This window comes from Blastomonas sp. RAC04 (genome assembly GCF_001713435.1).
GTDB classification, from domain to species: Bacteria; Pseudomonadota; Alphaproteobacteria; order Sphingomonadales; family Sphingomonadaceae; genus Blastomonas; species Blastomonas fulva.
The window spans coordinates 2,464,101-2,489,771 of sequence record NZ_CP016460.1 but is presented as its reverse complement, the minus strand read 5'-3'; the positions used below and the strand labels follow the sequence as shown (position 1 = coordinate 2,489,771).

Sequence of the window (25,671 nt, the reverse complement as noted above, 5' to 3'; positions counted from 1 at the left end):
GGATCTGCCGCCTGCAGGCAGGTGATCACGCGGACTCTTGACAGAAGGTTACAAATAGAAGCTAGATAGCGCAGGAGTGGGGCCATGAACGATGAACTGCAACCAACTGGCGTGAAACAGAAATCCGATCAGGCGCCGCCGCTTGCATTGGTTGGCTGGACGCATCTGGACATGCCGAACGGAATTGATCTGAGGGTGGAGTGCGCCAGGTCGCGCATCGCGCTCGACAATGATCTGATCGAGCAGCAGGATATCGTGATGACACGCAACCAGGCGTTGCTGCTGGCGCGCTATCTGCTCAAGGTCACCGGCCAGACGCTGCCCGAAGAGGCCAGGCCGACCTTCTGGGCGCGGGTCAAGTCGGTGCTCACCCCGGCAAAGGCGTCGGTACGCGGCACGCCGCGCCACTGGGCATCCTGAGGCCCACACCGTTCGCGCTTGAATTGCCCCCAACACCGATCTACCGGGCACAGCCATGGGACATCTGCGTATCCTTGTGAACCGCATCATGCCGGCCCTGCTGCTGGCGATGCTGTTCGGCGCGCTCGCGCCGCAGGGGTTCATGCCGCGCTTCGGGCCGGACGGGCTGACGATCGAACTGTGCTCGGGCCTTGGCAACAAGGCTGCGACCATTGCCCGCGATGATCCGCGCTATCAGGATTATCTGAAGCTGCACGCAGCAAGCAGCGCAGAGCCGGTCCACGATCAGGGCGACGAAGGCTACAATCCGATGCCGCCCTGCGCCTTTGCCGGCATCGCGATGCTGGCGGTTCCTGCCGAAGCGGCGGCGCTGCCGCTGATGCTCGCGACCCGAGATGTTCCGCCCGCGCTGCACCACAGCCTGCTGCGCGCTCGGCACCATGCCGGCACGCCGCCTGCCACCGGGCCTCCTTCGCTCACCTGAACCTCGCAAATCTGCTGCAGCGCTGAGCCAGCGCGCCGGATGACCCGGCGTGCCGATGGCGCTGCGGCTCATCCTTTCCCCGTTCAGGGACGATCATATCCATGAAAAACACTGCAATTCTGCGCGCTGCCCTGTTGGGCGGCGCCGCACTCGCCATCGTGTCTCCCGCCCTCGCGCAGGGGGTCGGCCAGCGCACCGATCCCGTCATCGTCGTCACTGCCAGCGCCACCGGCACGCCGACATCGCCCTCGGTCGAGGAGGCGCGGCAAAGGCTGGAGCGCATCCCCGGCGGCGTCGGGCTGGTCGAGGACAACGTGTTCGCCGAGGATTTCGCGCAAAGCATCGGCGATGTGCTGATCTTCACCCCCGGCGTGTTCGCCGATACCAGCGCGCAGCGCGAATCGCGCATCTCGATCCGCGGATCGGGGCTCAATTCGGGCTTCGAGCGACGCGGGCTTACCGTGCTGCGCGATGGCGTGCCGATCAGCCGCGCGAGCGGCGCGACGGAGTTCCAGGAGATCGATCCGCTCACCATCCGCTATCTCGAGGTGTTCAAGGGCGCCAACGGCCTGCAGTTCGGCGCGGCCTCGCTGGGCGGCGCGGTCAACATCGTCTCGCCCACCGGGCGCACCGCACGATCGAACTTTGCAGGGCGTATCGAGGGCGGCAGTTTCAACACCCTGCGCGGCAACGTCAGCGCTGCGGGAGTCTCGGGAAGTACCGATTATTACATCGGACTGACCGGCCTTCGCGACGATGGTTTCCGCGAGCACTCCGACGTTCGCAGCCTCTACGGCCATGGCAATATCGGCTTCAGGCTGAGCGATGCGGTCGAAACGCGGTTCTATGTCACCGCGCTCAGCGACAATTTCGAATTGAACGGATCGCTGCGGCTTGCCGATGCGCTCGCCAATCCGCGTGCTGCGGGGCGCCCGGTCACCGTTGGGCCCTTCCGTCCCGGCGGTCCGGTGACGGTGCTCGATCCCGGCCCGGTCGCCGATGACTGGGACCGCAACCTCGATGTCCTGCGCCTCTCCAACCTTACCGCGATCACTTTGGGCAGCAGCACGCTGGAGATTGGCGGCTGGTACACCCGGCGCAAGCTCGACCATGCGATCACCCGCTTTGCCGGGATCATCGACCAGAAAGAGGACGAGTTCGGCGTCTCGCTGCGCGCGCTGGGCGAGTTCACGCTGCTCGGCGATACGGTCAGCCGCTGGACGCTGGGCGGCAGCTACGCCAAGGCCAACAACCGCGCCCGCCGTCACCGCAACCGGAATGGCGAGCGCGCCGGGCTGACCAACGAATCCGATCAGGATTCCACCAACCTCACCGCCTTCGGCCAGCTCGACCTCGGCCTGACCCAGCGCCTGACAGCGGTGCTGGGTGGGCAATTTGTAAAGGTGGTGCGCGACGTCGACGCGATCCTCGCCGAAGTGTCAGGACGCGGCGAGTACGAGCAGTTCAGCCCGCGCTTCGGACTTCTCTATGCGCTGAGCGATACTGCGCAGCTCTATGCCAACATCAACCGCAGCTTCGAACCTGCGAGCCTTGCCGACCTGACCTCGGGCGGCTCGCGGCCCTTCGCCCCGCTCACGGAACAGCGCGCGACGACCTACGAGATCGGCAGCCGGGGGCAGGCGGACTTCGTCGCCTGGGACATCTCGCTGTATCGCAGCGAGGTGGAGAACGAGTTTCTCGACTTCGGCGTTCCGGGCACCAACGGCTTCGTCTCGTTCACCGACAATGCCGACAGGACCATTCATCAAGGTGTCGAGCTGGGTCTGGACGTTTATGTCGCGCGCGCGCAGCTGGCGGCGCGCGGGCAGGCGTTCACGCTGCGCGGGGCGTTCACGTTCAACGACTTCCGCTTCGATGATGATGTCACTTATGGCGACAACCGGCTCGCCGGCGTCCCGCGCTATCTCTTCGTCTCCGAAGCGCGGTTCGAGCAGAAGGACTCTTGGTACGTCTCGGCCAACCTGCGCTGGGTGTTCGATGGCCCCTGGGCGGACTTTGCCAACACCGAGCGAGCCCCGGGATACGAGCTGGTCGGGCTGACCGCGGGGGTCGACGTGCTGCCCGGGGTGCGATTGTTCGGATCGGTCGAGAACCTGTTCGACACCGTGTTCATCTCCAACGTCGCCACCAACGCCAACCAGTCGCTCGAGCGCGCCGCGATCTACACGCCCGGGGTCGGGCGCGCGATCTATGGCGGCATCACCGCCCAGTTTTGAGCGAAAAGACAAGGGAGAACAGCATCATGGCAAACCGTCCCAGGCTCGCACGCTGGTCGATGAGCAAACACCAATGGCTGGCGCTGATCGGCGGCATCAGCCTCTTAATCTGGGGGCTGTCAGGCATGGCGCATATCGCCATGGTGCTGTTCGGCCCGCAACAGGCCGAGTTCATGCCGCCGATGCGCGCCGTCGATATGTCGGCGGCGCAGCCGGTGGAAACGGTGCTGGCCAAGGCCGGGATCGCTAAAGCCACTGCGGTCAAGGTGGTGGTCGGCAAGGACGCCAACCTGCTGCAGGTGACGCAGACGCCCATGGCTGCGCGGCGCTATTTTGAACTTGGCACCGGGGCGGAGCTGGCAGGATACGACGCTCGCCAGGCCAAATTCATCGCGCGGCACTACCTCAAGGACACGCGCCCAGTGGCCGAGATTGTCCACCAGACCGCGTTCGATGCCGACTATCCCTGGGTCAACCGGCTGCTGCCGGTGTGGCGCGTGCGCTTTGCAGGCGATGATCGGCTGACGGCGTATGTCCACACCGAAACGGGAAGCCTCGCTGCGGTCAACAACCTCACCAAGGCGCGGTTGCAGACCGTGTTCCGCTGGCTGCACAGCTGGGAATGGGTGCCGCCGCAGCTCGAATGGCTGCGCGTCGTCGTCATCACGCTGATGGTCGGCAGCCTCGCCGCGCTGGCGGTCACCGGAATCCTGCTGCTCGTCGCAATCCGGCGCGGCAAGCGGCTGCCCGGATCGAAGGGGTGGCATCGCGCGATGGGCTATGTGCTGGCATTGCCCCTGCTGATGTTCTCGATCAGCGGCATCATCCATCTGGTGCAGTCGGCATGCGAACGCCCCACCAGCCAGATGCGGATGTCGCCCCCGGTGAATGTCGCAAGCGCACGCTACCCGATCGAACGCGACTGGGCGGAGGTCGCTGCCGGGCTCGAGGTTGCCAGCCTGTCGCTGGTCGAAGCCCCTGATGGCCGTCCACTCTATCGCCTTGGCCTCGCGCAATCCCGCGACGCGATGCCCAAAGGCGAGCACGATCATAGCGCGCATCAAGGACACACGATGCCGATGGGCGACACCGTGATCCGCAACGCGCGCTTCGACGGGATCAGCCCCACCGGCCCCGCGCTCTATGTCGATGCCGCCACCGGCAGGCCCTGGCCGCAGGGGGACAGGGCGCTCGCCAAGGCGCTGGGACGCAGGTTCAGCGGCGCGCCGGACAGCGCGATCACGTCGATGGAGGTCGTCACCCGCTTCGGCCCGGACTATGATTTCCGCAACAAGCGCCTGCCGGTGTGGCGGATCGATTATGGCGCGCCGGTGAATGCCACGCTGTTTGTCGACACAACCACCGGCGTCCTCGCCGACCGCACCGAGAACTGGCAGAAGCCCGAGCGCTATATCTTCAGCTTCATCCACAAATGGAACTTCCTGTTCCCGATCGGCCGGGTCGGGCTGAACGTGGTGGTCGGCGTGTTCGTGATCCTGCTGCTGGGCTTCATGGCGGGAATCGGTCTGGTGCTCGACCGCAGGCGCCGGAGAACGCGGACCTAGAGCAAGCCGAATGCGCCCTGGGTGCCGCAACCCAGGGCGTCGCCAGACAGCATGACGCAGATTCCTGAAAGGCATTAAAAGCACGCGATTGTGCGGGCTCCCCCCCGGTCGGTTTGAGCCCTGACCGGCATAGCCCCGATATGGCGTAAATGCCGTTTGACAGGCGTCCCGCCCAAGCGCATCGGCACCTAGCGACTTGAAAACGCAGGGGAAAATTAATGAAAAATTTAGCATATGCCATGTCATTAGCGCTGCTCACCGGAACGATTTCGGCACCGGTTGCAGCCCAGGAGGCGCTGGCAATCGGGGCCGATCAGCGTCCGACGCTGCGCGCCGGAACCTCGGTTCCGCTCAAGACGCTCACCGAACTGACCACCAAGGGCAAGAAGCTGCGGGTGGGCGACCGCTTCAATCTTGAGGTGTCGGAACCGGTCATGGTCAACGGCGTCACGGTCATACCGGTGGGCAGCCCGGCGATCGGCGAGATCACCAGCGTGCGCAACAAGGGCATGTGGGGCAAGTCCGGCGCGATCGAGGTGCGGATGCTCTATGCCACCGTCAACGGGCGCCAGATCCGGCTGTCGGGTGCCACCGACGACAAGGGCGTGACCGGGACGGCTGGGGTTGTCGGCGCCGTCGTGCTGCTGCCGATCGCAGGCTTCTTCCTCACCGGCACCAGCGCCGTCATTCCTGCCGGAAGCTCGATCACCGGCTTCGTCCAGGAAGACGTGCCGCTGTCCTTCGCCATGGCCGCCGAGCCTGCGCCGATGGTGGTCGGCACCGCTGCCGCTGCGGCGGTATCGGCGACCGAACAGCCTGTCGCGGCTCCCGAAGGTCCGCAATAGGCCGACCCTGTCAGGCACCGGGCCACCACCGGTCCGGTGCCTGACCGCAGGCGGTGCCAAAAGCCGCTTGCCCGCTGACGGCATTGGCCCCTAGTCTTCGATCAAACCTTGGGGGTCCGATGAACCGAACACTTGCACTTGCGCTGGGCCTTGCGGCTGCTCTTTCCACGCCGCAGGCCCATGCCGCGCCCTCGGCGTCGGCATCCGGCCCCTATGCGGGGACGGAAAAGCTCGATGGGCTCTATCCGGTACACGTCGACCGCAAGGGAGGGCGCATCCTGCTCTCGCTGCCCGCCGCCGGCGCGGACGGGGTGATGACGCGGATGCTGTATACCACCGCGCTGCGCACCGGCCTGGGCTCGGCGCCGATCGGCCTCGACCGCGCACAGCCCGGTCCGGCGCAGATCCTGCTGGTCCGCCGGATGGGCAAGAAGGTCTCGTTCGAGCTCGAAAACCCGCGCTTCCGCGCCAGCGCAGGCTCGGTGTCGGAACAGGCTGCCGCCGCCAATGCCTTTGCGACATCGATGCTGTGGCTGGGGGACGTGATCGATGCCCCCGATGGCCGTCTGCTGGTCGATATCGCCCCGTTTCTGGCGCGCGATACCCGCAATGTCATCGGCCAGCTCAACTCCAGCGGTGAGAAGGGCTGGCGGCTGGTCGATGCGCTGAGCGCCGCCGATCCGGCTGCCGTGCGCGCCTTTCCGCTGAACCTCGAGTTCGAGGCGCGGCAGACCTATGCTACCGATACGCCGGGGCCCGAGGTGCGCAACATCGCGCCCGATCCCCGCCAGGTGACGTTGGTGGTGCGCCACAGCTTCGTCGCGCTGCCCGAGCCGGGCTATGTCGCGCGCGCCTTCGATCCGCGCGGCGGCAGTTTTGCGACGCAGATCCTCGATTTCTCCGCGCCGCTCGATGGCGAGATCGTTCAGAACCTCGCCAACCGTTTCCGGCTCGAGCGGATCGACCCGACCGCGCCGCGTTCGCGGGTGCGCAAGCCGATCAAGTTCTACATCGATAACGCCGCGCCCGAGCCGATCCGCACCGCGTTGCTCGAAGGCGCGCGGTGGTGGCAGACCGCGTTCGAGGCGGCGGGCTATATCGATGCCTATCAGGTCGAGATCCTGCCCGAAGGCGCCGATCCGCTCGACATGCGCTATAACGTCGTCAACTGGGTCAACCGCGCGACACGCGGCTGGTCCTATGGCTATGCGGTCACCGATCCGCGCACCGGCGAAATATTGAAGGGCGCAGTGCTGCTGGGATCGCTGCGCGTGCGGCAGGACATGCTGATCTATGAAGCGCTGGTGGGAGCGGACAAGACCGGCACCGGCGGGCCCAACGATCCAGCGCAGGTGGCACTGGCGCGCATCCGCCAGTTGTCCGCGCACGAGATCGGCCATGCTCTGGGACTGCTCCACAATTTTGCGGGCAGCACGCAGGATCGCGCCTCGGTGATGGATTACCCCGCGCCGCGCATCGGCCTCAAGGATGGCGCGCCCGATCTGTCGGATGCCTATGGCGTCGGGCTGGGTCGCTGGGATGTCCATGCAATCGACTGGCTGTATGGCGATCCGGTCAGCGGAAACCCCGATGCTGCCGCCATGGCGAAGGCGAACGAGGCCGCGCGGCAGGGCCTGCGCTTTGTCGCGGACGAGAATGCGCGCAGCGCCTCGGCCAGCCAGCCCTGGGGCAGCCTGTGGGACGATGGCGCCGATCCGGTGGCAGAGCTTGACCGCATGATGCAGGTGCGCGCCGCAGCCGTCTCGCGCTTCGGGCCTGCGGCCTTGCAGCCGGGAGAACCGGTGGCCAATCTGCGGCGCAAGTTCGTGCCGGTCTGGCTGGTCCACCGCTATCAGGTCGAGGCTGCGGGTAAATTGCTGGGCGGACTGTATTCTGATTATGCCGTGGCGGGGCAGGGCGATGGCGCGGCGGTGGCGGTTGCGCCTGCCGAGCAATTGCGCGCGCTCGATTCGCTGCTGGCGACGCTCAGCCCGCAGGTGCTCGACGTGCCCTCATCGCTTGTGCTGCAGCTGTCCGCCGGGTTCTCGGGCGATGGCGACCGCCAGACCGAGATCGAGATCATGCCGATGGCAGGCGCGGCTGCGTTCGATCCGCTCGCCGCGTCCGCGGTCGCCGCGCAGGTGACGCTGAACGCGCTGCTCGCACCCGAGCGGCTGGCGCGGATGGCGCAGCAGCATCGCGCCGACCGCGCCAGTCCGGGGCCGCAGGTCATCGCGCAGCGTCTGCTGGCGCTCACCGATGCGCCTCTGGGCGATGCCCGGCTGGCGGCCGTGCGCCGCGCGCTGGGCACGCGGATCATCCTGTCGCTCGCCAGGGCATCGCGCGATGCCGATAGCGGCATCGAGGCATCCAGCCTGATCGACCAGGCGCTGACCGACTGGGCAGATGCGCAAGGCGGCCGTCGCTTTGCCGATCCCGCCGATCGCGCCTGGGCGCTTTCGACCGCGCGGTTGCTCGAGGATCGCGAGGCGCTGGGCGCTGCGCTGGCTGGGGAGGGGGCAGAGGTGCCGATCCCGCCCGGAATGCCGATCGGCAGCATGGATCACTAAGCCCGCCGGGCCAAAGCCTTTCAACAGGCCGGTCAGCAGGCGGGTCAGCCTGGGCGCTTCAGGCGCACCAGCGTCTCGTCCAGCACCTGCAGGAAGCGCGACCGGTCGGTCTTGCCGAACGGAGCCGGTCCGCCGACGATGTCGCCACCAGCGCGCAGATCGGCCATGATCGCGCGGGTCGCGATCGCGCTGCCGATCGAGTTGGCGGTGAACGGCTTGCCGGTGGGCGATATCACCACCGCGCCCTGCTTGATGCAGCGGTCGGCGAGCAGGATGTCGGAGGTGATCACCACCGTCCTGGCATCGGTGCGCTCGGCGATCCAGTCATCGGCCGCATCGAAGCCATCGCCCACCACCGTGCGTCCGATCAGCGGATGGTCGGGTATGCGGATCGGGCTGTTGCTGACGATCATCACCGCCACGCCATGGCGCAGCGCGACGCGGTAGATCTCGTCCTTCACCGGACAGGCATCGGCATCGACCAGGATCATCATCGGTACATCGCTCCTCTTGTGTCACGCGTTCGATGACCGGACATGCGTGCGTGTATCGATTGACCGTTGCGGCTGCCAGCCGGAAATCCGCCGCTTCGCCGGGCGGCCCTGTCCACGCGCGTCGTGGCGCGGCCCATTAACGCGGTTTGTCATCTATCGCGCAGGTCTTGTCACGGGCCATGGCAGGCCGCGCCGCTTATCCTCGCGCCAGTGACCAACCGGGGCAGGGGGCCGACGCATGACCCGCAACAACCAGCGCGACAACAATGTGATGACCGATGTGAAGCTGGCCGCGATCAGCGCGCTGGCCACCGCGCTCGTCATCCTGCTGGCCAATGCCTCCCCCGGCTGGGGCGCGGACGAACCGATGGCCGAAAGCGGGCCGATCATTGACGATAGCAGCGGGCTGATCGCGCCATAGCATTCGGCGCTGCACCTGCTGGCCTGGACGGTTGCTTTCGCGACCCCGCCGGGGCAGGGTTTGCAGGCATGTCCAACGATACAGATCTGGAAACTATCCTGCTGGGGCCTGTCCTGGAGAATCGTGACTGCGGCGCGTGCACCGCTTGCTGCAGCGTACTAACCGTCAACACCCCGGAATTCAGCAAGCCTGCCGGGACGCCGTGCAGGCATCTCGGCCCGATTCTCGGCGAGCATTCAGGCGCGCAAGGCTGCACCATCCACGCGGTCCGCCCGCCGATCTGCCGGACATGGTTCTGCGCGTGGCGCAGGGTGGCCGCCATGCCCGACGATGCCCGCCCGGACCGTTCGGGCCTGCTGGTTTCGCTCAACTTCGTGCGCGATCCGCGCAACTGCCTGGAGGCGGTGGCATTCAACGTGCGCGCCACAGGCGACGGCGACGGGTTCGACGAGGGTGTCGCGCGGACCATCATCGACAGCCTGTGCGACCAGCAGGTGGCGGTGTGGTTCACCGATGGGTCGAAGAAGATGCTGCTGCACCCCGAGAGCGACGTGGCCCGGCTGGTGATATCAGGCGAACCCGCGCCCGCACATCTGGCCGCCGAGGTCGCCGCCTGGCGCCAGCAATACGCCGCGTTCACGCAAGCCGACTGAACCGCACGGCGATTTTCGCGTGTCTGCCAAACCCTCGTCACACGACCGTACCTGACTCTCGACGGGGTCGGGGTGGAAGGGACAATCATGCGGGGGGAGTTGGAGGCCCGAGCCGGAATCGAACCGGCGTGCAAGGATTTGCAGTCCTCTGCGTAACCACTCCGCCATCGGGCCACCGGTGTGGAAGGACGCGGCATTGTGCCGCTTTGCAGCGAAAGTCAAGCCGCAAGCGCATGGCATGCCGCTCGAAACGGGCAGGGGGAAGCGGCAGTGCGCAAAGCTCTCGCGTTGGCGCAAATGCTGTATTGCCATAATAATACAGCCGTGCCATAACCAGCGATGCAGCGATATCGATTGCATTTTGCAACCGGAAGGCTATCAAAGCGGCACCGTTCGGACCGTTTGGGCTTGCATCGCTGGTCGCATATTCTAGGGCGCTTGGACATGACCGACACACACACTCTTGCTCCGCCAGATTTTGCCGCTGCCCGCAGGCACATGATCGAAAGCCAGCTGCGTCCCAGCGATGTCAGCGATCCCGTCGTCATCGCAGCGATGGCGGTGACCCGCCGCGAGGATTTCGTTCCCGCTGCCCAGCAGCATCTTGCCTATATCGATCGCGCCGTGCCGCTGTCGGGTGGCCGCGTGCTCAACCCGGCGCTGTCGAGCGGCCTGCTGCTTACCCGCGCCGAACTTTCGGGGAACGAAAAGGTGCTGCTGATCGGAGCAGGCACCGGTTATCTCGCCGCGCTTCTGGCTGGCATCGTCGCAAGGGTGGTCGCCGTCGAAGACAATCGTGCCTTGGTCGAACATGCCAGCTCCGCGCTGGGCGGCATGGCCAATGTCTCCGTCATCGAATCGGATCTGACACAAGGACATGCAGCCGACGCACCCTATGACCTGATCATCATTGACGGCGCGGTCCAACAGGTGCCCGATTCGCTGGTGGCCCAATTGGCCGAAGGGGGTCGTCTGCTCGCAGGTGTGGATGAAGCAGGTGTCTCGCGGCTGGCCATGGGCCGACGCCAGGCAGGTGCCTTTGCCCTCATTCCCTTTGCCGATACCGATATTGCCCCGCTTGCGGCCTTTGCCCGGCCAAAAAGCTATAGCTTCTGACGCATGACCATCGCCCGGCAACAGGGCGGGGGAAGATATGAGAACCGGATTGATGAAGACTTCGCATTGGCTGGCCGGTTGTGGTGCGGTATTCGTTCTGGGCGCAGCGCCGCTGCACGCGGAAACGCTGCGCGATGCGCTGGTCGCGGCCTATCAGACCAATCCCACGCTCAACGCGGCGCGCGCCCAGCAGCGCGCGACCGATGAAGGCGTGCCGATCGCGCTGGCCGATGGCCGCCCCAATTCTCAGGTCCAGGCGCAGTATTCGGAAAACTTCCTCAACCCGGCCAACGCGTTCACCGCGCCGGATCGGTCGGTCAACGGTACCATCAGCCTTAACGTGCCGATCTATTCTGGCGGCAGCGCGCGCAACGCGATCAACGCCGCCAAGGTTCGCGTCGGCGCCGGGCAGGCCGATCTGCGCGGCACCGAAGCAACGGTGTTCAGCAATGTCGTCGCGGCCTATATGGATGTCATCCGCGACGAGGCGATCGTGGGGCTGCAGCGGCAGAACGTGTCGGTGCTCGATGTCAACCTTCAGGCCTCGTCCGACCGGTTCGAGATCGGCGACCTGACCCGCACCGATGTCGCCCAGTCCGAAGCGCGGCTGGCGATCGCCCGCAGCGATCTGCAGACCGCCGAAGCCAATCTGATCCGCAGTAAGGAAACCTATATCCAGCTGGTCGGGACCGCGCCGGGCCAGCTCGAACCTCCGCCGCCGCTGCCCAACCTGCCCGAGGCGCCTGAGGCAGCAGTGTTCACCGCGCTCGACAATAACCCCGATCTGGAAGCGGCGCGCGAGCGCGTCGAGGCCGCCAATTTCGACGTCAAGGCCGCGCGCGGCACGCGGATGCCGCAGGTCAGCCTGTTCTCGCAGGGCAACTATCAGAACTTTCTCGGCACTCTGGGCAGCACGCTCATCCAGGGTAATTTCGTGCAGCAGCAGTCGAGTGCTGCCGCCGGCGTGCAGTTGACTGTCCCGGTCTATCAGGGCGGACGCCCTGGCGCGCAGATCCGGCGTGCGCAGGCGGTGTCGGGCCAGGCGATGGAGCAAGAAATCGCGGTCGAGCGCGGTATCATCGCGCAGGTCCGCGCGGCCTATGCCAGCTTCAATGCCTCGATGCAGGTGATCGACTCATCGCAAAAGGCCGTCGAATCGAACACGCTGGCGCTCGAAGGCGTGCGCGCCGAGAACAGCGTCGGCAACCGTACCATTCTCGACATTCTGGATGCCGAGCGCGAACTGCTCAATGCGCAGGTCCAGCTCGTCACCGCGCGGCGCAACGCCTATGTCGCGGGCTTTACCCTGCTCGCCGCTATGGGCCGGGCCGAAGCGCGCGATCTGGGGCTGGATGGCGGCGTGCTGTACGATCCCGACATCAATTACGAGCGTGTCCGCGACAAGATCAACGACTGGGATTCGGACAAGAACCCGGTGGCGCAATCGACGCGCACCGTTGACAGCCCCGCGCAAAATGCCGCAGTGGTGGGACCGCCCAACCAATAGGCCGGGCACAGGGGCGTTCTCGAATCAGGGGCTTGAACAATGACGCGCGATATCGGCGAGCCAAGCCTTGAAGAGATTCTCGCCTCGATCAAGAAGGTGATTGCCGAGGATGGCCGCAAACCGCGCCGTCCCGCGCCTTCGCGGCCCGCGCCCGCCCGGCAGGAAAAGCCCGCAGAAGACGTTCTCGAACTGACCGAAAGCGTCGAGCCCAGCGACCCGCTGGATGACGAGCCCCCGCTGGTCGGCCGCGCGGGCGAACAATCGATGCGCGAATCGCTGGCGGTGCTGGCGACGTTAACCGAACCGGGTGTCAGCCCGCAGATCGTGCGTTCGGGCGAGACCTCGCTCGAGGGCATGGTGCGCGAGATGCTGCGCCCGATGCTCGCCGAATGGCTTGACCGCAACCTGCCCGACATGGTCGAGGCGCTGGTCGCCAAGGAGATCGGCCGGATCACCGGTCGCAAGGGCTGAGCAGCTCTTCGCCCCCAAGGGGCTTTGCGCCGCGCGGCGCTTGCTGGTATCAGCTGAAACCATGAAAAACACCGTCATTGCTGCGCTGCTGGCCAGCGCCCTTTCGCCGTTGCTGCTTGCCGCTCCCGCCACCGCGCGACCGATGACCGAAAGCGATCTGGCCACATTTAACCGGCTGGGTGCGCCCGCCGCCTCGCCCGATGGCAAATGGGTCGCCTATCAGCTGACCACCACCGATCTGGCCGCCAACAAGCGCAGCACCGGGCTGTATCTGCTCGATATCGCCAGCCGCAATGCGCAGGCGATCGCAATCGCCGATTCTCCAGGGCACAACGAAAGCGCGCCGGTGTTCGCGCGCGATGGCCAGCACCTCTATTTCCTCTCCAACCGATCGGGCACTGCCCAAGTCTGGCGCGTGGCGCTGCCCACCGGCGAGCCGATGCAGGTCACCAGCTCTGCCACCGATATCAGCGGGTTCAGCCTGTCGCCCGACGGCGCGCGGCTTGCGGTCTGGGCCGATGTGAAGCAGGGCTGCTCGCTCGAAGGCTGCGCAGACAGCAAGGCCAAGCTGGCAGGCAGCGGCCGCGAGTACGACCGGCTGTTCGTGCGTCACTGGGACAGCTGGCGCGAACCAGGCACCTACAGCCGCATCTATGCCTATACGCTGGGCAGCGATGGCAAGGCCGCTGGCGCGCCGCGCAGCATCAGCGGCTCGATCGAGGGCGATGCGCCGAGCAAGCCGTTCGGCGGGGGCGAGGAGATCGCCTGGGCCGCGGACAGCAGCGCGATCGCCTTCACCATCCGCAAATCCGATGGCGACGAGCCGCGTTCGACCAATCTCGACATCGTCTGGCAGCCGCTGGCCGAAGGCGCAGCGGCGGTGAACCTGACGCAAGCCAACCAGGCGACCGATTCGCTGCCTGCGGCCTCGCCCGATGGCAAATGGCTGGCCTGGGCGGCGATGGCGCGCCCCGGCTATGAGTCCGACCGGATGGTCGTGCATCTGCGCGACATGAAGACCGGCAAGGTCTCCAAGCTCACCGAGGGCTGGGACCGCTCGGCAGGCTCGATCGCGTGGGGCATGGATTCGAAGAGCCTGCTGGTCACCGCGCAGGACACACTCGAGCACCCTGTGTTCCGCATCGATGTGCCGACCGGCAAGGTGACCCGGCTGACCGAGCGCGGCAATGTTGCCAATGTCGTGCCGCTCGCCGGTGGCGCCATGCTTTATACTGTCAACTCGATCGCCGCGCCCGACGATCTGGTGCTGATGGAGAAGAACGGCCAGACCCGCCGCCTGACCAACGTCAACGCCGACAAGCTCGCTGGGCTGGATCCTGTCGCTTACGAGAAGTTCAGCTTCAAGGGCGCCAACGGCGATCTCGTCCACGGCCAGATCGTCAAGCCGCAAGGGGCCGAGGGCAAGCTGCCGATCGCCTTGCTGGTGCACGGCGGGCCGCAGGGCAGCTTCGGCAACAGCTGGTCGTACCGCTGGAACCCCGCGGTGATGGCGTCGCAGGGATATGCCGCGGTGACGATCGATTTCCATGGATCGACCGGCTATGGCCAGGCCTTCACCGACAGCATCAACAAGGACTGGGGCGGCAAGCCGCTGCAGGATCTGAAACTGGGCATGGCGGCATTGTCCGGTATCGATGCTTCGCTCGATACGGCCAATGCCTGCGCGCTGGGCGGCAGCTATGGCGGCTACATGATGAACTGGATCGCGGGGCAGTGGCCCGATGGCTTCAAGTGCCTGGTAACGCATGCCGGCGTGTTCGATCTGCGCGCGATGGCCTTCGAGACCGAGGAACTGTGGTTCGACGAATGGGACCATGGCGGCCCGTGGTGGCAGCGCCAGGATGCCGAGAAGTGGAACCCGGTCAATCATGTGACCAACTGGAAGACGCCGACGCTGGTGATCCACGGAGAAAAGGACTTCCGCATTCCTTATTCGCAATCGCTCGCCGCGTTCACCGCGCTGCAGCGGCAAGGGATCGAATCGAAGCTGCTGATCTTCCCGGACGAGAACCATTGGGTGCTGAAAGCGCAGAACAGCGTCCAATGGCATCGCAACGTGTTCGACTGGCTGGAGCGCCATCTCAAAACGTCTGGAAAATAACGCATCCTGCGTTAAAGCGGCGGGATGACTAGCACCGACAAGCAAGAGCTGCCCAAGACATTCGATCCATCCGCGATCGAGGCGAAATGGTATCCGCATTGGGAGGAGACGAACGCGTTTCGTCCCGAGCGGCCCGATGCTGCGCCGTACACGATCGTCAACCCGCCGCCGAACGTCACCGGTAGCCTGCACATCGGCCATGCGCTCGACAACACGCTGCAGGACATCATGATCCGCTACGAGCGACTGCGCGGCAAGGACGCGCTCTGGGTGGTCGGCACCGACCACGCGGGCATCGCGACGCAGATGGTGGTCGAGCGCCAGCTCGAAGCGGCGCAGGACAAGCGCACCAACTACAGCCGCGAGGACTTCGTCAAAAAGGTCTGGGAGTGGAAGGAAGAGAGCGGCGGCCAGATCACCCGCCAGCTGCGCCGCCTTGGTTGCTCGATGGACTGGTCGCGCGAGCAGTTCACCATGGACCCGCATTTCAGCAAGGCGGTGCTCAAGGTGTTCGTCGACCTGTACAACCAGGGGCTGATCTATCGCGACAAGCGGCTGGTCAACTGGGACCCAAAGCTCAAGACCGCGATCAGCGATCTTGAGGTCGAGACGCGCGAAATGCAGGGCAGCTTCTGGCACTTCCGTTATCCCCTGGCCGATGGCGTTACCCTCGACGATGGCCGCGATCATATCGTGGTCGCGACGACGCGGCCCGAGACGATGCTCGCCGATATGGCGGTCGCGGTGAACGGCGAAGACCCGCGTTATGCCAGCGTCATCGGCAAATTCGTCGAGCTGCCGATCACCGGACGGCGTATCCCCATCGTCGCCGACGACCACGCCGACCCCGAGCTGGGATCGGGCGCGGTGAAGATCACGCCGGGGCATGATTTCAACGACTTCGAGGTCGGCAGGCGCGCAGGGATTGCAGCAAGCGACATGCTCAACATGTTCGACGCCGAGGCGAAGGTGGTGCAGACCGCCGATGGCCTGATCCCGGCAGAATTCGTCGGCGTGGATCGCTTCGATGCGCGCAAACTTGTGGTCGAGCAGATGAAGGCGCTGGGCCGTCTGGTCCCGCACACCGTGACCGCCAAGGATGGCGACGTCACCGAGCACGACGCCGAACCGCGCACGATCCAGACGCCTTATGGCGACCGCGGCGGCGTAGTCATCGAACCTTGGCTCACCGACCAATGGTATGTCGACGCCAAGACTTTGGCCCAGCCCGCGATCGAGGCGGTGAAGACCGGCGTGATCGAGATTGTGCCCAAGAGCTGGGAAAAGACGTTCTTCCACTGGATGGACAATATCCAGCCCTGGTGCGTCTCGCGCCAGCTCTGGTGGGGGCACCGGATCCCGGCGTGGTATGGCTCGGACGGCAAATGCTATGTCGCCGAGACCGAAGAGGAAGCGCGCGCGCTGGTAGGCGAAGGCGTCACGCTCGCCCGCGATTCCGACGTCCTCGACACCTGGTTCTCGTCTGCGCTCTGGCCGTTTGCGACTCTGGGTTGGCCGCAGGATGGTGCAGACGCGCCGCTGGTTGCCAAGCACTATCCCAACGACCTGCTCATCTCCGGCTTCGACATCCTGTTCTTCTGGGATGCGCGGATGGCGATGATGGGGACGCATTTCATGGGCGCTGCGCCGTGGAAGCAGCTGTATCTGCACGGCCTCGTCCGCGCTGCCGATGGCGCGAAGATGTCCAAGTCCAAGGGCAACACCGTCGATCCTTTGGGCCTGATCGACCAATATGGCGCCGATGCGCTGCGCTTCTTCATGGCGGCGATGGAAAGCCAGGGCCGCGACATCAAGATGGATGAGCGTCGCGTCGAGGGCTATCGCAACTTCGCCACCAAGCTATGGAACGCCGCGCGCTTCTGCCAGTCGAACGGCATCGGTGCGAGTGCATCGATCACGGCTCCACAGGCGACGCTCGCGGTCAACCGCTGGATCATCGGCGAAGTCGTGGACACAGTCGCGGCGCTCGACAAGGCGCTCGCCGACCTGCGCTTCGATGCGGCGGCGAACGCGATCTATCACTTCGTCTGGGATCAGTTCTGCGACTGGTATCTGGAGTTGATCAAGCCGGTGCTGTCCGCCGAGGGCGACACGGGCGAGGCCACAGAAACGCGGCGCGTTGCAGGTTGGGTGCTCGACCAGATCCTGGTGATGCTGCACCCGTTCATGCCGTTCATCACCGAAGAATTGTGGCATGCGCTGGGCGAGCGAGCGGGCGATCTGATCGTGGCGGAGTGGCCGCAGCCGGAAGCCAGCGTCGATGTCGAGGCGAAGGCGGAGACTGAGTGGATCATTGATCTTATTTCTCAAATTCGATCAGCGAGAAGCGACTCCGGTATTCCACCGGGCAAGGTGCTCAGCCTCTCAATGAATATTGAAGCTCTCGGCACAAAGCAGTCCTTTTATTTGGAACGTAACCGGCGCGCAGTAGAACGGGTGGCTCGCGTGTCATTTGACCGTGGCGTGTGGTTCCCACCAAATGCACCAACCGACCACCCCAGCTTTCTGAAAGCGATTGAACAAGTTAGCGAACAGATTCGGCATGGTTCGTTGAATATCGTTCTTGATGGTTTCGAGGCATTTGTATCCCTCGACGGCATCATCGACATCGCCGCAGAAAAGACGCGCCTGACCAAGGCGCTGGAGGCAGTCTCGAAGGAAGCCAAATCGCTCGAAGGTCGCCTGTCCAACCCGGCGTTTGTCGAGAAGGCCAAGCCCGAAGCGGTCGAAAAGGCCCGCGCCGACCATGCCGAGAAATCCGCCGAGGCCGAGCGGCTGGCAGCGGCGCTCGCGCGGCTTGGATAAGCGCCAACCGCTGCGCCCGCGGGGCGGGGAGTTGCCGCGATGAGCCTGTCCTATGCGCGGCTGCTCGCTCGGCGGGTGGTCCGCTCCCTGTGGTTCACACCCGCAGCCTATGCGGTGCTGGCAGTGGCGGTGCTGCTGTTGGCTCCGGCGGCGGCGGTGCTGTTGCCCGACGAGTTCAACAAGCTGATCGGGCTCGATGGCGTCGATGATCTGCTCGGCGTGCTGGCCAACACGCTGCTCGCGGTGGCGATCTTCTCGCTCGGCATCATGGTCTCGTCGCTGCAGGCAGCAGCCTCCGCGGCGACGCCGCGCGCGCGGCCGCTGCTGATGCAGGACCGCACCGCGCAGAACGCGATCTCGGTGTTCATCGGCGGGTTCATATTCGCGATCGTCGGCACCGTGGGACTTTCGACCAGCTATTTTGGCCCACCTGCACGGGTCATCCTGTTCATGACCACCTGTCTGGTCATCCTGTCGGTGATCTATGCGCTGATCCGCTGGATCGGGCGGCTGAGCAATCTGGGCGATGTCTCCGAAGTCGTCGACCAGCTCGAAGGCGCCGCCGACAAGGCGTTTGCCGAACTCGCCAGGCGGCCCTTGCTGGGCGGGGTGGAGATGATCGCGCTTCCCGAGCACGGCGTACCGCTGCGCGCCGACCGGTTCGGGTTTGTCCAGGCGATCGACGATGACCTGTTCGCGACGATCAGCGCCGAGCAGGATGTCGATTTCCATCTCGCCGTTCGCCCCGGCACCTATGTCGATTCGACCACCGTGCTGCTCAAGACATCGAAGGCACTGGACGAGGAGACGGCGCGGTCGGTGCACCGGGCTTTCGTCATCGGCGGCGATCGCACTTTCGAGGCCGATCCGCGCTATTGCCTGGTCGTGCTGTCCGAAACCGCGTCGAAGGCGCTGTCTCCCGGGGTGAACGATCCAGGGACCGCGATCGACGTGCTGGGCACCTCGCTGCGCGTGCTCGCAGGGTGGAGCAGCGCGACCAGGGAAACGCCCGCGCGCGTCACCTGCCCGCGGCTGCACGTGCCACGGGTCAGCGTCGAGGATTTGGTGGTCGACGCATTCCGCTGGATCGCGCGCGATGGCGCTGGCCAGCTTGAGGTGCAGATCCGGCTGCAAAAGGCGCTGGCGTCGCTCGCCGCGCATGATCCGGTGCTGTTCGGTGCGGCTGCCCGCGCGATGTCGCACGAGGCGTTCGCGCGCGCGAAGATCGGGCTGGCGCTGCCTGCGGATGTCGAGATTCTGGAGCGGTTCGTCCTCGATTGATGTCTTGATCATGCCATTCAAATCCTCCCCAAGCTTGCTGCGGGGTCGGGTGGAGGGACTGAACAACGTTCCCCGTTTTCCTTTCGGTCACCCTGAACTTGTTTCAGGGCCCATTTCTCCTAACAATGCTTCGGCTGCTGGGGCACGATGGGTCCTGAAACAAGTTCAGGATGACGGTGGTGGCGAGGTCTGCGCCTAGTCTACCCATCGCATCGCTGCCACCTGCCCCCTTGCCCCTTGGCCTCTCGTTCCCTAAACGTTCGTGGTGAACAGTCTCGCCCCCGCATCCGAATTCCCGCCGCCCTCGGCCAGTGACCCCGCTTATCTGCAGGGGCTCAACACGCCGCAGCGCGAGGCGGTGCTGTCGTCCGAAGGGCCGGTGCTGGTTCTGGCAGGCGCAGGGACCGGCAAGACCGCGGCGCTGACCGCGCGGCTGGCGCATCTGATCGCGACCCGGCGTGCATGGCCGTCCGAAATTCTCGCCGTCACTTTCACCAACAAGGCTGCGCGCGAGATGCGCGAGCGCGTCGGGCGGATCATCGGCGATGCGGTCGAAGGCATGCCGTGGCTGGGCACCTTCCACTCGATCGGCGCCAAGATGCTGCGCCGCCATGCCGAACTGGTCGGGCTGCAGAGCAACTTCACGATCATAGACACCGACGACCAGTTGCGGCTGCTCAAGCAATTGATCCAGGCCGCCGATATCGACGACAAGCGCTGGCCCGCGCGCCAGCTGGCAGGCTTCATCGACCGGTGGAAGAACAAGGGGCTGAACCCGCACGAGCTCGACGCGGCCGAGAGCGAGCTGTATGCCAACGGGCGGGGGCAGGAGCTGTACACCGCCTATCAGGACCGGCTGAAGGCCCTGAACGCGTGTGATTTCGGCGATTTGCTGCTGCACATGCTGACATTGCTCAAGACCGACCGCGCGGTGCTCGAGCAGTACCAGCAGCGGTTCAAGTACATCCTGGTCGACGAATATCAGGACACCAATTCGAGCCAGTATCTGTGGCTCCGGCTGCTCGCGCAGGCGCGCAAGAACATCTGCTGCGTCGGCGATGACGACCAGTCGATCTATTCGTGGCGCGGCGCGGAGGTCGCGAACATCCTGCGGTTCGAGAAGGATTTTCCCGGCGCGCGGATCATCCGGCTCGAGCAGAATTACCGCTCCACCCCGCACATTCTGGGCGCCGCATCCGGCCTGATCGCGTCGAACAGCGACCGGCTCGGCAAGACTTTGTGGACCGAGGTCGATGCCGGGCAGAAAGTGCGCGTGCTGGGCGTCTGGGACGGGCCGGAAGAGGCACGGCGGACCGGCGAGGAGCTCGAACGGATCACGCGCGAGGGCACCAGCCTCGACAAGACCGCGATCCTGGTGCGCGCCTCGTTCCAGACCCGCGAGTTCGAGGACCGGTTCATCGCCATCGGGATGCCCTACCGCATAGTCGGGGGCTTCCGCTTCTATGAGCGAGCCGAAATCCGCGATGCGCTCGCTTACCTGCGCGTCGTCAACCAGCCTGCGGACGATCTGGCGTTCGAGCGGATCGTCAACACGCCCAAGCGCGGCCTGGGCGACAAGGCGGTCGAGAAGGTGCACCGCGTCGCGCGCGCCACCGGGCTGCCGCTCAGCGCTGCCGCATTCCAGATCCTCGACAGCGACGAACTGCCCGCGCGTGCCCGCACGGCTTTGGCGGGGCTGATGCGCGGCATCGCGCGCTGGCGCGAGATGCTCACCACGATGAACCCTGCGGACCTCGTTCGCCAGATCATGGACGAATCGGGTTATACCCAGGTGCTGCAGGCGGAAAAGTCGGTCGAGGCATCGGGGCGGCTCGAGAACCTCTCCGAACTTGCCCGCGCGATGGAAGAGTATGAAAGCCTCGGCGACTTCCTCGAGCATGTCAGCCTGGTGATGGACAACGAGGCATCGGCCGACGAGGCCAAGGTCACGATGATGACCATCCACGGCGCCAAGGGGCTCGAGTTCGAGCACGTCTTCCTCGCCGGCTGGGAGGAGGGGGTGTTTCCCTCGCAGCGCTCGCTCGACGAGGGCGGGCTTGCCAGCCTCGAGGAAGAACGCCGCCTCGCTTATGTCGCGATTACGCGTGCGCGCAGCACCTGCACGATCATGCACGCCGCCAACCGGCGGATCTATGGCCAGTGGACCAGTTCGATCCCCTCGCGCTTCATCGGCGAATTGCCGGCAGAGCATATCGAGGAAGAAAGCTCGATGACCGGCGGGGCGTCCCTGTGGCGGGCAGGGCTGTCCGAGCGCGACGATCCGTTCGCGCACCTGGCGCGCGACCCCGAACGCGCGGCGCGGCGCGGGCCCGGCTGGCAGCGTGCGGCGCAGGTCCCCGGCGGGTTCAACACGGCGCCGCAGCGTGTCGCCGAAGCCCGTACCAGCGCGATCAGCCTGGGCAATGCCGGGCGCAGCGATGTCGATATCGGCACTCGCGTCTTCCACCAGAAATTCGGTTACGGGCTGGTGGCGGAGAAGGAAGGCAACAAGCTGGAGATCGATTTCGAGACTTCGGGTCGCAAGCGGGTGATCGACAGCTTTATCTCGCTGGCGTGACCACTTTCTGATCGTCACCCCCGCGAAGGCGGGGGTCCCGCTTTTACGCGAATGTCCTGAAAAGCGGGATTCCCGCGTGCGTGGAAATGACGAAGTGGGGCAGCGCGAGGCAGCCTTCAGCGTTTGCGGCTGTCCATGTACCACAGCGCACCGTGCAGCGCGAAGCCGCCGCCCAGGCCTGCCAGAAAGCCGATCGAGGGCTGGCCCATCAATCCGCCGATGATCGTGCCCGCCAGAGTTCCCAACGCCATGAACACGCCGCCACCGCGCACGGGGGGGCGGTCTTCACCGCGGGCAGGGGATTTGGAAGTGTCGTTCTGCATGCCTTCGCCCTTGCCACGGCTGGCGGCGATTTGCCAATGCGAAGTGAAGCAGGCGGCGGACATGAAATCCTAACACCGCGTTTACCACGCCGGTTGAGCCTTCTTCCATCGCCGCAGTCTATCCCTCGTCGAACCGCAGCCAGCAGGGGAGGCGGCAACGAGAATGGGGACACTACAGCGGACATGAACCTGCCTTATATCGGAACCCGCGAAGCCTATGACGACGCCTGCATGCTGCTCTCGCGCTTCGGCGAGACCGCCGGCCTCGAAGCCTCGGACCGCGCCGAAGCCGCCCGCGCGCGCGGCAACCACATCCACTTCTGCCACTGGCGCCAGATCGAACGGCTGCTGGTGATCATGACGATTGACCAGAGCATCGGGACGATTCACTGACGGGGTAGGATGCTCAATCGGTCGATTTTTGTCTGCCGGAAGACCACATCAGCATGAGCACTCCTGCCACGATTAGGCCCACCGAGACCCAACCAAGCACCTGTGCATCGCCTGTCAGCCGGTATGTGCAGTCGAAAGCGCAAGCAGGCGGGCCATCTGGATTTGCCGCCCTGCGAATGTTGTTTAATACCCATTTCTGCGCTTCCAGCGAATGAGCATGGTCACGGAGCGATAATCCTAACACTATGGCCAACACGCCAAGCGATGGTCGCCAGTATTTGATCATTCTCCAAGATTAGCGGGTAATGCAGAGGCTGCAAAGCCTAGGAAGTGATCTCATGCAATTGAACACCTTCCGCTCAGCCTGAGCCTGTCGAAGGCCCAGCGGTGTCGTTGGCCAGATCGAATTGCCGTTCTCCGGCGAAAGCCGGAGTCCCAGGGGTCGGATGGAGGTGCTTTCGTTATGGGTTCGGGCGTTCGCCGGAATGATGTTCAAGGGAGTCGCGGGCGCTTGGTGCGGGGCCTTCGACAGGCTCAGGCTGAGCGGGGGTGGTAAGGCACGATCGATAAGGCGGGGGCGTTTGGAGGTGCGACTTAGGACCCTCCCGCTCCAACACCACTCACCACCCCGCCGCTGACGCTCCAGTCGGCGCGGCCTGCCAGCGGCACGGCTTCGAACAGCGCCGCATCGGTACCGGTCATCCAGACCTGGCCCGATCGGTCGGCGAGTTGCTCGTACAGCGCCGCTCTGCGTGCGGGGTCCAAATGCGCGGCGATTTCGTCGAGCAGCAGGATCAGGCGGCTGCCGCGGCGCTCGGCGACCAGATCGGCATGCGCGAGGATGATTGCGATCAGCATCGCCTTCTGTTCGCCGGTGGAGCACAAAGCCGCTGGCTGGGCCTTCTGCCGCATGGTGACGATCAGGTCGTCCCGGTGCGGCCCGGCCAGAGCGCGTCCAGCGGCACGGTCGCGCGCGCGGCCCGATCGCAGTGCAGCAGCAAGCGCGCCGGCTTCCACAGGGCCTTTGCGTTCCAGCGCCAGCGTCGGTTGCGCGAACGGGCCATCGGCGAGCGCATCGATCTGCACCTCGAGCGCTTGAAGCGTATCGGCGCGCGCCTCGGCCATCGCGCCGCCATGCTCGGCCATTCGCGCTTCGAGCGCATCGATCCAGCCCGGATCGATCGCACGGGTTTCGCCCAGCAGCCGGTTGCGCTCGCGCATGGCAGCCTCGTAGCGCGCGGCGTGGCGCGCGTGCGCGGGGTGCAAGGCCAGCACAAGCCTGTCGAGAAACCGCCGCCTGCCGCCTGCGCCTTCCAGGAACAACCGGTCCATCGCCGGGGTCAGCCACACAACTGCCAGCCAGTCGGCAAGGCTTGTCGCCGCCGCCGCCGCACCGTTCACCCGCACCAGCCGCCGCGAGGGGGCATCCGCGTTGGTCCCGGTGCCGATCCTGACCTCTTCGCCTGCAAGGTCGGCCGAGATGGCAAAGCCTCCCGGCCCCTGCTGCCGCGCCATCTGGTCGATACTGGCGCGGCGCATTCCGCGACCGGGGGCAAGCAGCGAGATGGCTTCGAGGATGTTGGTCTTGCCGGCGCCATTGTCGCCCCAGATCACGTTGAACCGCGCGCCCGCCGCGATGCGGCTGGCCTCGTGGTTGCGAAACTGGCTGAGGGACAGGTTGGAGAGCGCCATGTGGGCAAGGCTATAGCGGCTTGTCCGGGCTATCGCGCGCAAAATCGCATGCCCGCATGCTGATCAGCAAGGCCGCTCGCCAAATTTTCGTGAATATTCCCAAACCTTCGCATTCAGCCTGCGGCAAGAATTGTCACTCCGCGTATAAGAAACTGAGTTTTCATGGTTTTTCAGTTTGGCACGGCGCGTGCAACGCTTCTGGCATCTCCCGACGGACAGCCCAGAGGGACCCACTCATCAGAAAGGAACCACTCCATGTTTTCGCTCTCGAACCTCAACAGCAACCTGCTCGCCGCCATCTGCGCTTTTGCCACCTCGGCACTCTTCATCGGCCTAAGCGTAGGTCCGGCAGAAATTGGCACCGTGTCGGCGATGATCGTCTGATCGGCCACCGCCTCCACTCATTCCGCTTTTAAGGGAAAGCCATCATGAAGAACCGCTCGTTCCATCTCGACAAGTCCAACGGCAAGCTGATGGGCGTGTGCTCGGGCATCGCCAATTATTTCGACTGGGATGCCAACATCATCCGCATCGCCTTCGTGCTGGCCGCCCTGTTCGGTGTCGGCGCTCCGGTGCTGATCTATCTGGTGATCGGGCTGATCGCCTCCGACCGGTAAAAGGACTTGAGCCTATGCAGGATCACACGCGGGTGCTGAACGGCGTGAAATCGGTGGCGGTATCGAAAACCTCCACGCCTTCGCGCCGTTTCAGCCAGCCGACGACCACATAGGTCACCGGGGTCAGCGCCGCTTCCCAGCTGACCTTGAGCAGCCAGTTGGTGATCATCACGGTGACCACCTGCGATGTTTCCCACTCCCCGTAAAAGGCGAGCGGATAGAAGATCAGGCTGTCGACGCCCTGGCCCACCACCGTCGATCCGATGGTGCGGGTCCACAGCATCTTCCCCGCAGTCCACACCTTCATCCGCGCCATGACATAGCTGTTGACGAATTCGCCCGCCCAGAAGGCGACGATCGAGGCGAGCACGATGCGCGGGACCTGTCCGAACACCGATTCATACGCCGCCTGGCCATCCCAGCCATCCGCCGGCGGCAGGCTCACGACAACCCAGCTCATGAAGGCCATGAACAGCAACGCGCCAAAGCCTGCCCAGATCACGCGGCGCGCGCGGGCATAACCATAGATCTCGGTCAGCACGTCGCCGATCACATAGCCCAGCGGGAAGAACAGGATCCCTGCGCCATAGACCCATTGTTCGCTGCCTAGCGTGATGAAGGTTGGTTTGGCCGCGCCGATGACGTTCGACAGCAGCAGCACGGTAACGAACGCCGCCATCACGAAGTCATAATAGCGGAACCGGTGCGTGGCGGGGTCGAAGCCGCTGCCGGTAGGCAGGGCTGAAGCGGCAGGGCTGGTGCTGTCAGGATGCATGGCTCCTTGCCATATCGCGGTTTACAGCCCCATGCAAAGCCCGCTATTGCGCCCCCGACATCCAATGCGATGTCAAAAGGCGCGCGCCCTTAGCTCAGCTGGATAGAGCGCGAGACTTCTAATCTTGAGGCCACAGGTTCGATTCCTGTAGGGCGCGCCAGTTTCGCCAGCCGGTAGGATCCTCCTTCTGGCCAAGAACCAGCCCCGGGTTGGATGCCGTCGCGCCGCAAGCTGGCGTTGGGCGGTGCAAAATTATGCTTCCTCTCCCTTGGCAGCCATTG

The 25,671-nt window shown here is 65.0% G+C and carries 23 protein-coding genes and 2 tRNA genes; 19 read left to right on the top strand and 6 right to left on the bottom strand.

Annotation, left to right across the window (positions count from 1 at the left end):
- Window positions 1-84 precede the first annotated feature (84 nt).
- From BSY18_RS12585 to BSY18_RS12560, 6 genes are all read left to right on the top strand, one after another.
- Window positions 85-420 (top strand): hypothetical protein, encoded by a 336-nt coding sequence (locus BSY18_RS12585; protein ID WP_150126277.1) that lies wholly within the window; start codon window positions 85-87, stop codon window positions 418-420.
- 55 nt (window positions 421-475) lie between these two features.
- Window positions 476-904, top strand: coding sequence for a hypothetical protein (locus BSY18_RS12580; protein WP_069050825.1), 429 nt, complete (start codon window positions 476-478; stop codon window positions 902-904).
- A 101-nt stretch (window positions 905-1,005) separates the two neighbouring features.
- Window positions 1,006-3,141 carry a TonB-dependent receptor family protein gene (locus tag BSY18_RS12575; protein ID WP_069050824.1) on the top strand — a complete coding sequence of 712 codons (2,136 nt, stop codon included), beginning with the start codon at window positions 1,006-1,008 and terminating at the stop codon, window positions 3,139-3,141.
- A 26-nt stretch (window positions 3,142-3,167) separates the two neighbouring features.
- Window positions 3,168-4,706: a PepSY domain-containing protein gene (locus BSY18_RS12570; protein WP_069050823.1), complete on the top strand. Its 1,539-nt coding sequence runs from the start codon at window positions 3,168-3,170 to the stop codon at window positions 4,704-4,706.
- A gap of 239 nt (window positions 4,707-4,945) precedes the next feature.
- Window positions 4,946-5,551, top strand: a complete 606-nt coding sequence (locus tag BSY18_RS12565) for a hypothetical protein (RefSeq protein ID WP_069050822.1) — start codon at window positions 4,946-4,948, stop codon at window positions 5,549-5,551.
- A gap of 119 nt (window positions 5,552-5,670) precedes the next feature.
- Entirely contained in the window at window positions 5,671-8,121 is a 2,451-nt protein-coding gene (locus BSY18_RS12560; RefSeq protein WP_069050821.1) for a zinc-dependent metalloprotease, read from the top strand.
- 44 nt (window positions 8,122-8,165) lie between these two features.
- Here BSY18_RS12560 and BSY18_RS12555 read toward each other — a convergent pair whose 3' ends face one another.
- Entirely contained in the window at window positions 8,166-8,615 is a 450-nt protein-coding gene (locus BSY18_RS12555) for a YaiI/YqxD family protein (RefSeq protein ID WP_054133881.1), read from the bottom strand.
- Window positions 8,616-8,853: 238 nt separating this feature from the next.
- Here BSY18_RS12555 and BSY18_RS12550 point away from each other — a divergent pair, with 238 nt between their 5' ends.
- Together BSY18_RS12550 and BSY18_RS12545 are read left to right on the top strand one after the other, a co-directional pair.
- Window positions 8,854-9,036: a hypothetical protein gene (locus BSY18_RS12550; protein WP_069050820.1), complete on the top strand. Its 183-nt coding sequence runs from the start codon at window positions 8,854-8,856 to the stop codon at window positions 9,034-9,036.
- A 68-nt stretch (window positions 9,037-9,104) separates the two neighbouring features.
- Window positions 9,105-9,689: a hypothetical protein gene (locus BSY18_RS12545; protein WP_069050819.1), complete on the top strand. Its 585-nt coding sequence runs from the start codon at window positions 9,105-9,107 to the stop codon at window positions 9,687-9,689.
- A 100-nt stretch (window positions 9,690-9,789) separates the two neighbouring features.
- Here BSY18_RS12545 and BSY18_RS12540 read toward each other — a convergent pair.
- Window positions 9,790-9,863: transfer RNA gene (locus BSY18_RS12540), tRNA-Cys, on the bottom strand.
- A 270-nt stretch (window positions 9,864-10,133) separates the two neighbouring features.
- Here BSY18_RS12540 and BSY18_RS12535 point away from each other — a divergent pair.
- The 7 genes from BSY18_RS12535 to BSY18_RS12505 all read left to right on the top strand — a co-directional run bounded on the left by BSY18_RS12535 (window position 10,134) and on the right by BSY18_RS12505 (window position 21,590).
- Window positions 10,134-10,805, top strand: coding sequence for a protein-L-isoaspartate O-methyltransferase family protein (locus BSY18_RS12535; protein WP_069050818.1), 672 nt, complete (start codon window positions 10,134-10,136; stop codon window positions 10,803-10,805).
- A 52-nt stretch (window positions 10,806-10,857) separates the two neighbouring features.
- Entirely contained in the window at window positions 10,858-12,312 is a 1,455-nt protein-coding gene (locus BSY18_RS12530; RefSeq protein WP_069050817.1) for a TolC family outer membrane protein, read from the top strand.
- Window positions 12,313-12,351: 39 nt separating this feature from the next.
- Entirely contained in the window at window positions 12,352-12,783 is a 432-nt protein-coding gene (locus BSY18_RS12525) for a DUF2497 domain-containing protein (RefSeq protein ID WP_054133885.1), read from the top strand.
- Window positions 12,784-12,844: 61 nt separating this feature from the next.
- Complete coding sequence (locus BSY18_RS12520; protein WP_069050816.1) at window positions 12,845-14,905, top strand: S9 family peptidase; 2,061 nt, start codon at window positions 12,845-12,847, stop codon at window positions 14,903-14,905.
- Between the two features lie 24 nt (window positions 14,906-14,929).
- Window positions 14,930-17,731 carry a valine--tRNA ligase gene (locus BSY18_RS12515; RefSeq protein WP_069050815.1) on the top strand — a complete coding sequence of 934 codons (2,802 nt, stop codon included), beginning with the start codon at window positions 14,930-14,932 and terminating at the stop codon, window positions 17,729-17,731.
- Window positions 17,732-17,770: 39 nt separating this feature from the next.
- On the top strand, window positions 17,771-19,012 hold the full coding sequence (locus tag BSY18_RS12510) for a DUF2254 domain-containing protein (RefSeq protein WP_069050814.1): 1,242 nt from the start codon (window positions 17,771-17,773) through the stop codon (window positions 19,010-19,012).
- 265 nt (window positions 19,013-19,277) lie between these two features.
- Window positions 19,278-21,590, top strand: a complete 2,313-nt coding sequence (locus BSY18_RS12505) for an ATP-dependent helicase (RefSeq protein WP_069050813.1) — start codon at window positions 19,278-19,280, stop codon at window positions 21,588-21,590.
- A 116-nt stretch (window positions 21,591-21,706) separates the two neighbouring features.
- On the opposite strand, the gene BSY18_RS12500 is transcribed toward BSY18_RS12505, so the two are convergent.
- Window positions 21,707-21,913 (bottom strand): hypothetical protein, encoded by a 207-nt coding sequence (locus BSY18_RS12500; protein ID WP_069051901.1) that lies wholly within the window; start codon window positions 21,911-21,913, stop codon window positions 21,707-21,709.
- Window positions 21,914-22,096: 183 nt separating this feature from the next.
- Here BSY18_RS12500 and BSY18_RS12495 point away from each other — a divergent pair, with 183 nt between their 5' ends.
- The gene (locus BSY18_RS12495; protein ID WP_082382143.1) at window positions 22,097-22,306 is read left to right on the top strand and encodes a hypothetical protein; all 210 of its coding nucleotides are present in this window, start codon (window positions 22,097-22,099) and stop codon (window positions 22,304-22,306) included.
- A 13-nt stretch (window positions 22,307-22,319) separates the two neighbouring features.
- On the opposite strand, the gene BSY18_RS21005 is transcribed toward BSY18_RS12495, so the two are convergent.
- Together BSY18_RS21005 and recF are read right to left on the bottom strand one after the other, a co-directional pair.
- Window positions 22,320-22,592 (bottom strand): hypothetical protein, encoded by a 273-nt coding sequence (locus tag BSY18_RS21005; protein WP_150126276.1) that lies wholly within the window; start codon window positions 22,590-22,592, stop codon window positions 22,320-22,322.
- A 308-nt stretch (window positions 22,593-22,900) separates the two neighbouring features.
- A complete protein-coding gene (gene recF, locus BSY18_RS12490; RefSeq protein ID WP_069050812.1) occupies window positions 22,901-23,998 on the bottom strand; it encodes a DNA replication/repair protein RecF in 1,098 nt (365 codons plus the stop codon).
- A gap of 255 nt (window positions 23,999-24,253) precedes the next feature.
- Here recF and BSY18_RS21560 point away from each other — a divergent pair, with 255 nt between their 5' ends.
- Window positions 24,254-24,382, top strand: coding sequence for a hypothetical protein (locus BSY18_RS21560; RefSeq protein ID WP_255352534.1), 129 nt, complete (start codon window positions 24,254-24,256; stop codon window positions 24,380-24,382).
- Window positions 24,383-24,426: 44 nt separating this feature from the next.
- Window positions 24,427-24,615 carry a PspC domain-containing protein gene (locus tag BSY18_RS12485; protein ID WP_054133892.1) on the top strand — a complete coding sequence of 63 codons (189 nt, stop codon included), beginning with the start codon at window positions 24,427-24,429 and terminating at the stop codon, window positions 24,613-24,615.
- A gap of 22 nt (window positions 24,616-24,637) precedes the next feature.
- On the opposite strand, the gene BSY18_RS12480 is transcribed toward BSY18_RS12485, so the two are convergent.
- Complete coding sequence (locus BSY18_RS12480; RefSeq protein WP_236823360.1) at window positions 24,638-25,390, bottom strand: queuosine precursor transporter; 753 nt, start codon at window positions 25,388-25,390, stop codon at window positions 24,638-24,640.
- 83 nt (window positions 25,391-25,473) lie between these two features.
- On the opposite strand from BSY18_RS12480, the gene BSY18_RS12475 reads away from it, so the two are divergent.
- Window positions 25,474-25,550 (top strand) — tRNA-Arg (locus BSY18_RS12475).
- Window positions 25,551-25,671: the final 121 nt, after the last annotated feature.

Excerpts from the sequence above, each read along its gene's own strand:
- BSY18_RS12545 (WP_069050819.1), top strand. The coding sequence starts at position 9,105 with ATGTCCAACGATACAGATCTGGAAACTATCCTGCTGGGGCCTGTCCTG.
- BSY18_RS12530 (WP_069050817.1), top strand. The coding sequence starts at position 10,858 with ATGAAGACTTCGCATTGGCTGGCCGGTTGTGGTGCGGTATTCGTTCTG.
- BSY18_RS12580 (WP_069050825.1), top strand. The coding sequence starts at position 476 with ATGGGACATCTGCGTATCCTTGTGAACCGCATCATGCCGGCCCTGCTG.
- BSY18_RS12555 (WP_054133881.1), bottom strand. The coding sequence starts at position 8,615 with ATGATGATCCTGGTCGATGCCGATGCCTGTCCGGTGAAGGACGAGATC.
- BSY18_RS12585 (WP_150126277.1), top strand. The coding sequence starts at position 85 with ATGAACGATGAACTGCAACCAACTGGCGTGAAACAGAAATCCGATCAG.
- BSY18_RS12515 (WP_069050815.1), top strand. The coding sequence starts at position 14,930 with ATGACTAGCACCGACAAGCAAGAGCTGCCCAAGACATTCGATCCATCC.
- BSY18_RS12510 (WP_069050814.1), top strand. The coding sequence starts at position 17,771 with ATGAGCCTGTCCTATGCGCGGCTGCTCGCTCGGCGGGTGGTCCGCTCC.
- BSY18_RS12560 (WP_069050821.1), top strand. The coding sequence starts at position 5,671 with ATGAACCGAACACTTGCACTTGCGCTGGGCCTTGCGGCTGCTCTTTCC.
- BSY18_RS12520 (WP_069050816.1), top strand. The coding sequence starts at position 12,845 with ATGAAAAACACCGTCATTGCTGCGCTGCTGGCCAGCGCCCTTTCGCCG.
- BSY18_RS21005 (WP_150126276.1), bottom strand. The coding sequence starts at position 22,592 with ATGATCAAATACTGGCGACCATCGCTTGGCGTGTTGGCCATAGTGTTA.
- BSY18_RS12500 (WP_069051901.1), bottom strand. The coding sequence starts at position 21,913 with ATGCAGAACGACACTTCCAAATCCCCTGCCCGCGGTGAAGACCGCCCC.
- BSY18_RS21560 (WP_255352534.1), top strand. The coding sequence starts at position 24,254 with ATGTTTTCGCTCTCGAACCTCAACAGCAACCTGCTCGCCGCCATCTGC.
- BSY18_RS12550 (WP_069050820.1), top strand. The coding sequence starts at position 8,854 with ATGACCCGCAACAACCAGCGCGACAACAATGTGATGACCGATGTGAAG.
- BSY18_RS12535 (WP_069050818.1), top strand. The coding sequence starts at position 10,134 with ATGACCGACACACACACTCTTGCTCCGCCAGATTTTGCCGCTGCCCGC.
- BSY18_RS12480 (WP_236823360.1), bottom strand. The coding sequence starts at position 25,390 with ATGCATCCTGACAGCACCAGCCCTGCCGCTTCAGCCCTGCCTACCGGC.
- BSY18_RS12570 (WP_069050823.1), top strand. The coding sequence starts at position 3,168 with ATGGCAAACCGTCCCAGGCTCGCACGCTGGTCGATGAGCAAACACCAA.
- recF (WP_069050812.1), bottom strand. The coding sequence starts at position 23,998 with ATGGCGCTCTCCAACCTGTCCCTCAGCCAGTTTCGCAACCACGAGGCC.
- BSY18_RS12525 (WP_054133885.1), top strand. The coding sequence starts at position 12,352 with ATGACGCGCGATATCGGCGAGCCAAGCCTTGAAGAGATTCTCGCCTCG.
- BSY18_RS12485 (WP_054133892.1), top strand. The coding sequence starts at position 24,427 with ATGAAGAACCGCTCGTTCCATCTCGACAAGTCCAACGGCAAGCTGATG.
- BSY18_RS12575 (WP_069050824.1), top strand. The coding sequence starts at position 1,006 with ATGAAAAACACTGCAATTCTGCGCGCTGCCCTGTTGGGCGGCGCCGCA.
- BSY18_RS12565 (WP_069050822.1), top strand. The coding sequence starts at position 4,946 with ATGTCATTAGCGCTGCTCACCGGAACGATTTCGGCACCGGTTGCAGCC.
- BSY18_RS12495 (WP_082382143.1), top strand. The coding sequence starts at position 22,097 with ATGAACCTGCCTTATATCGGAACCCGCGAAGCCTATGACGACGCCTGC.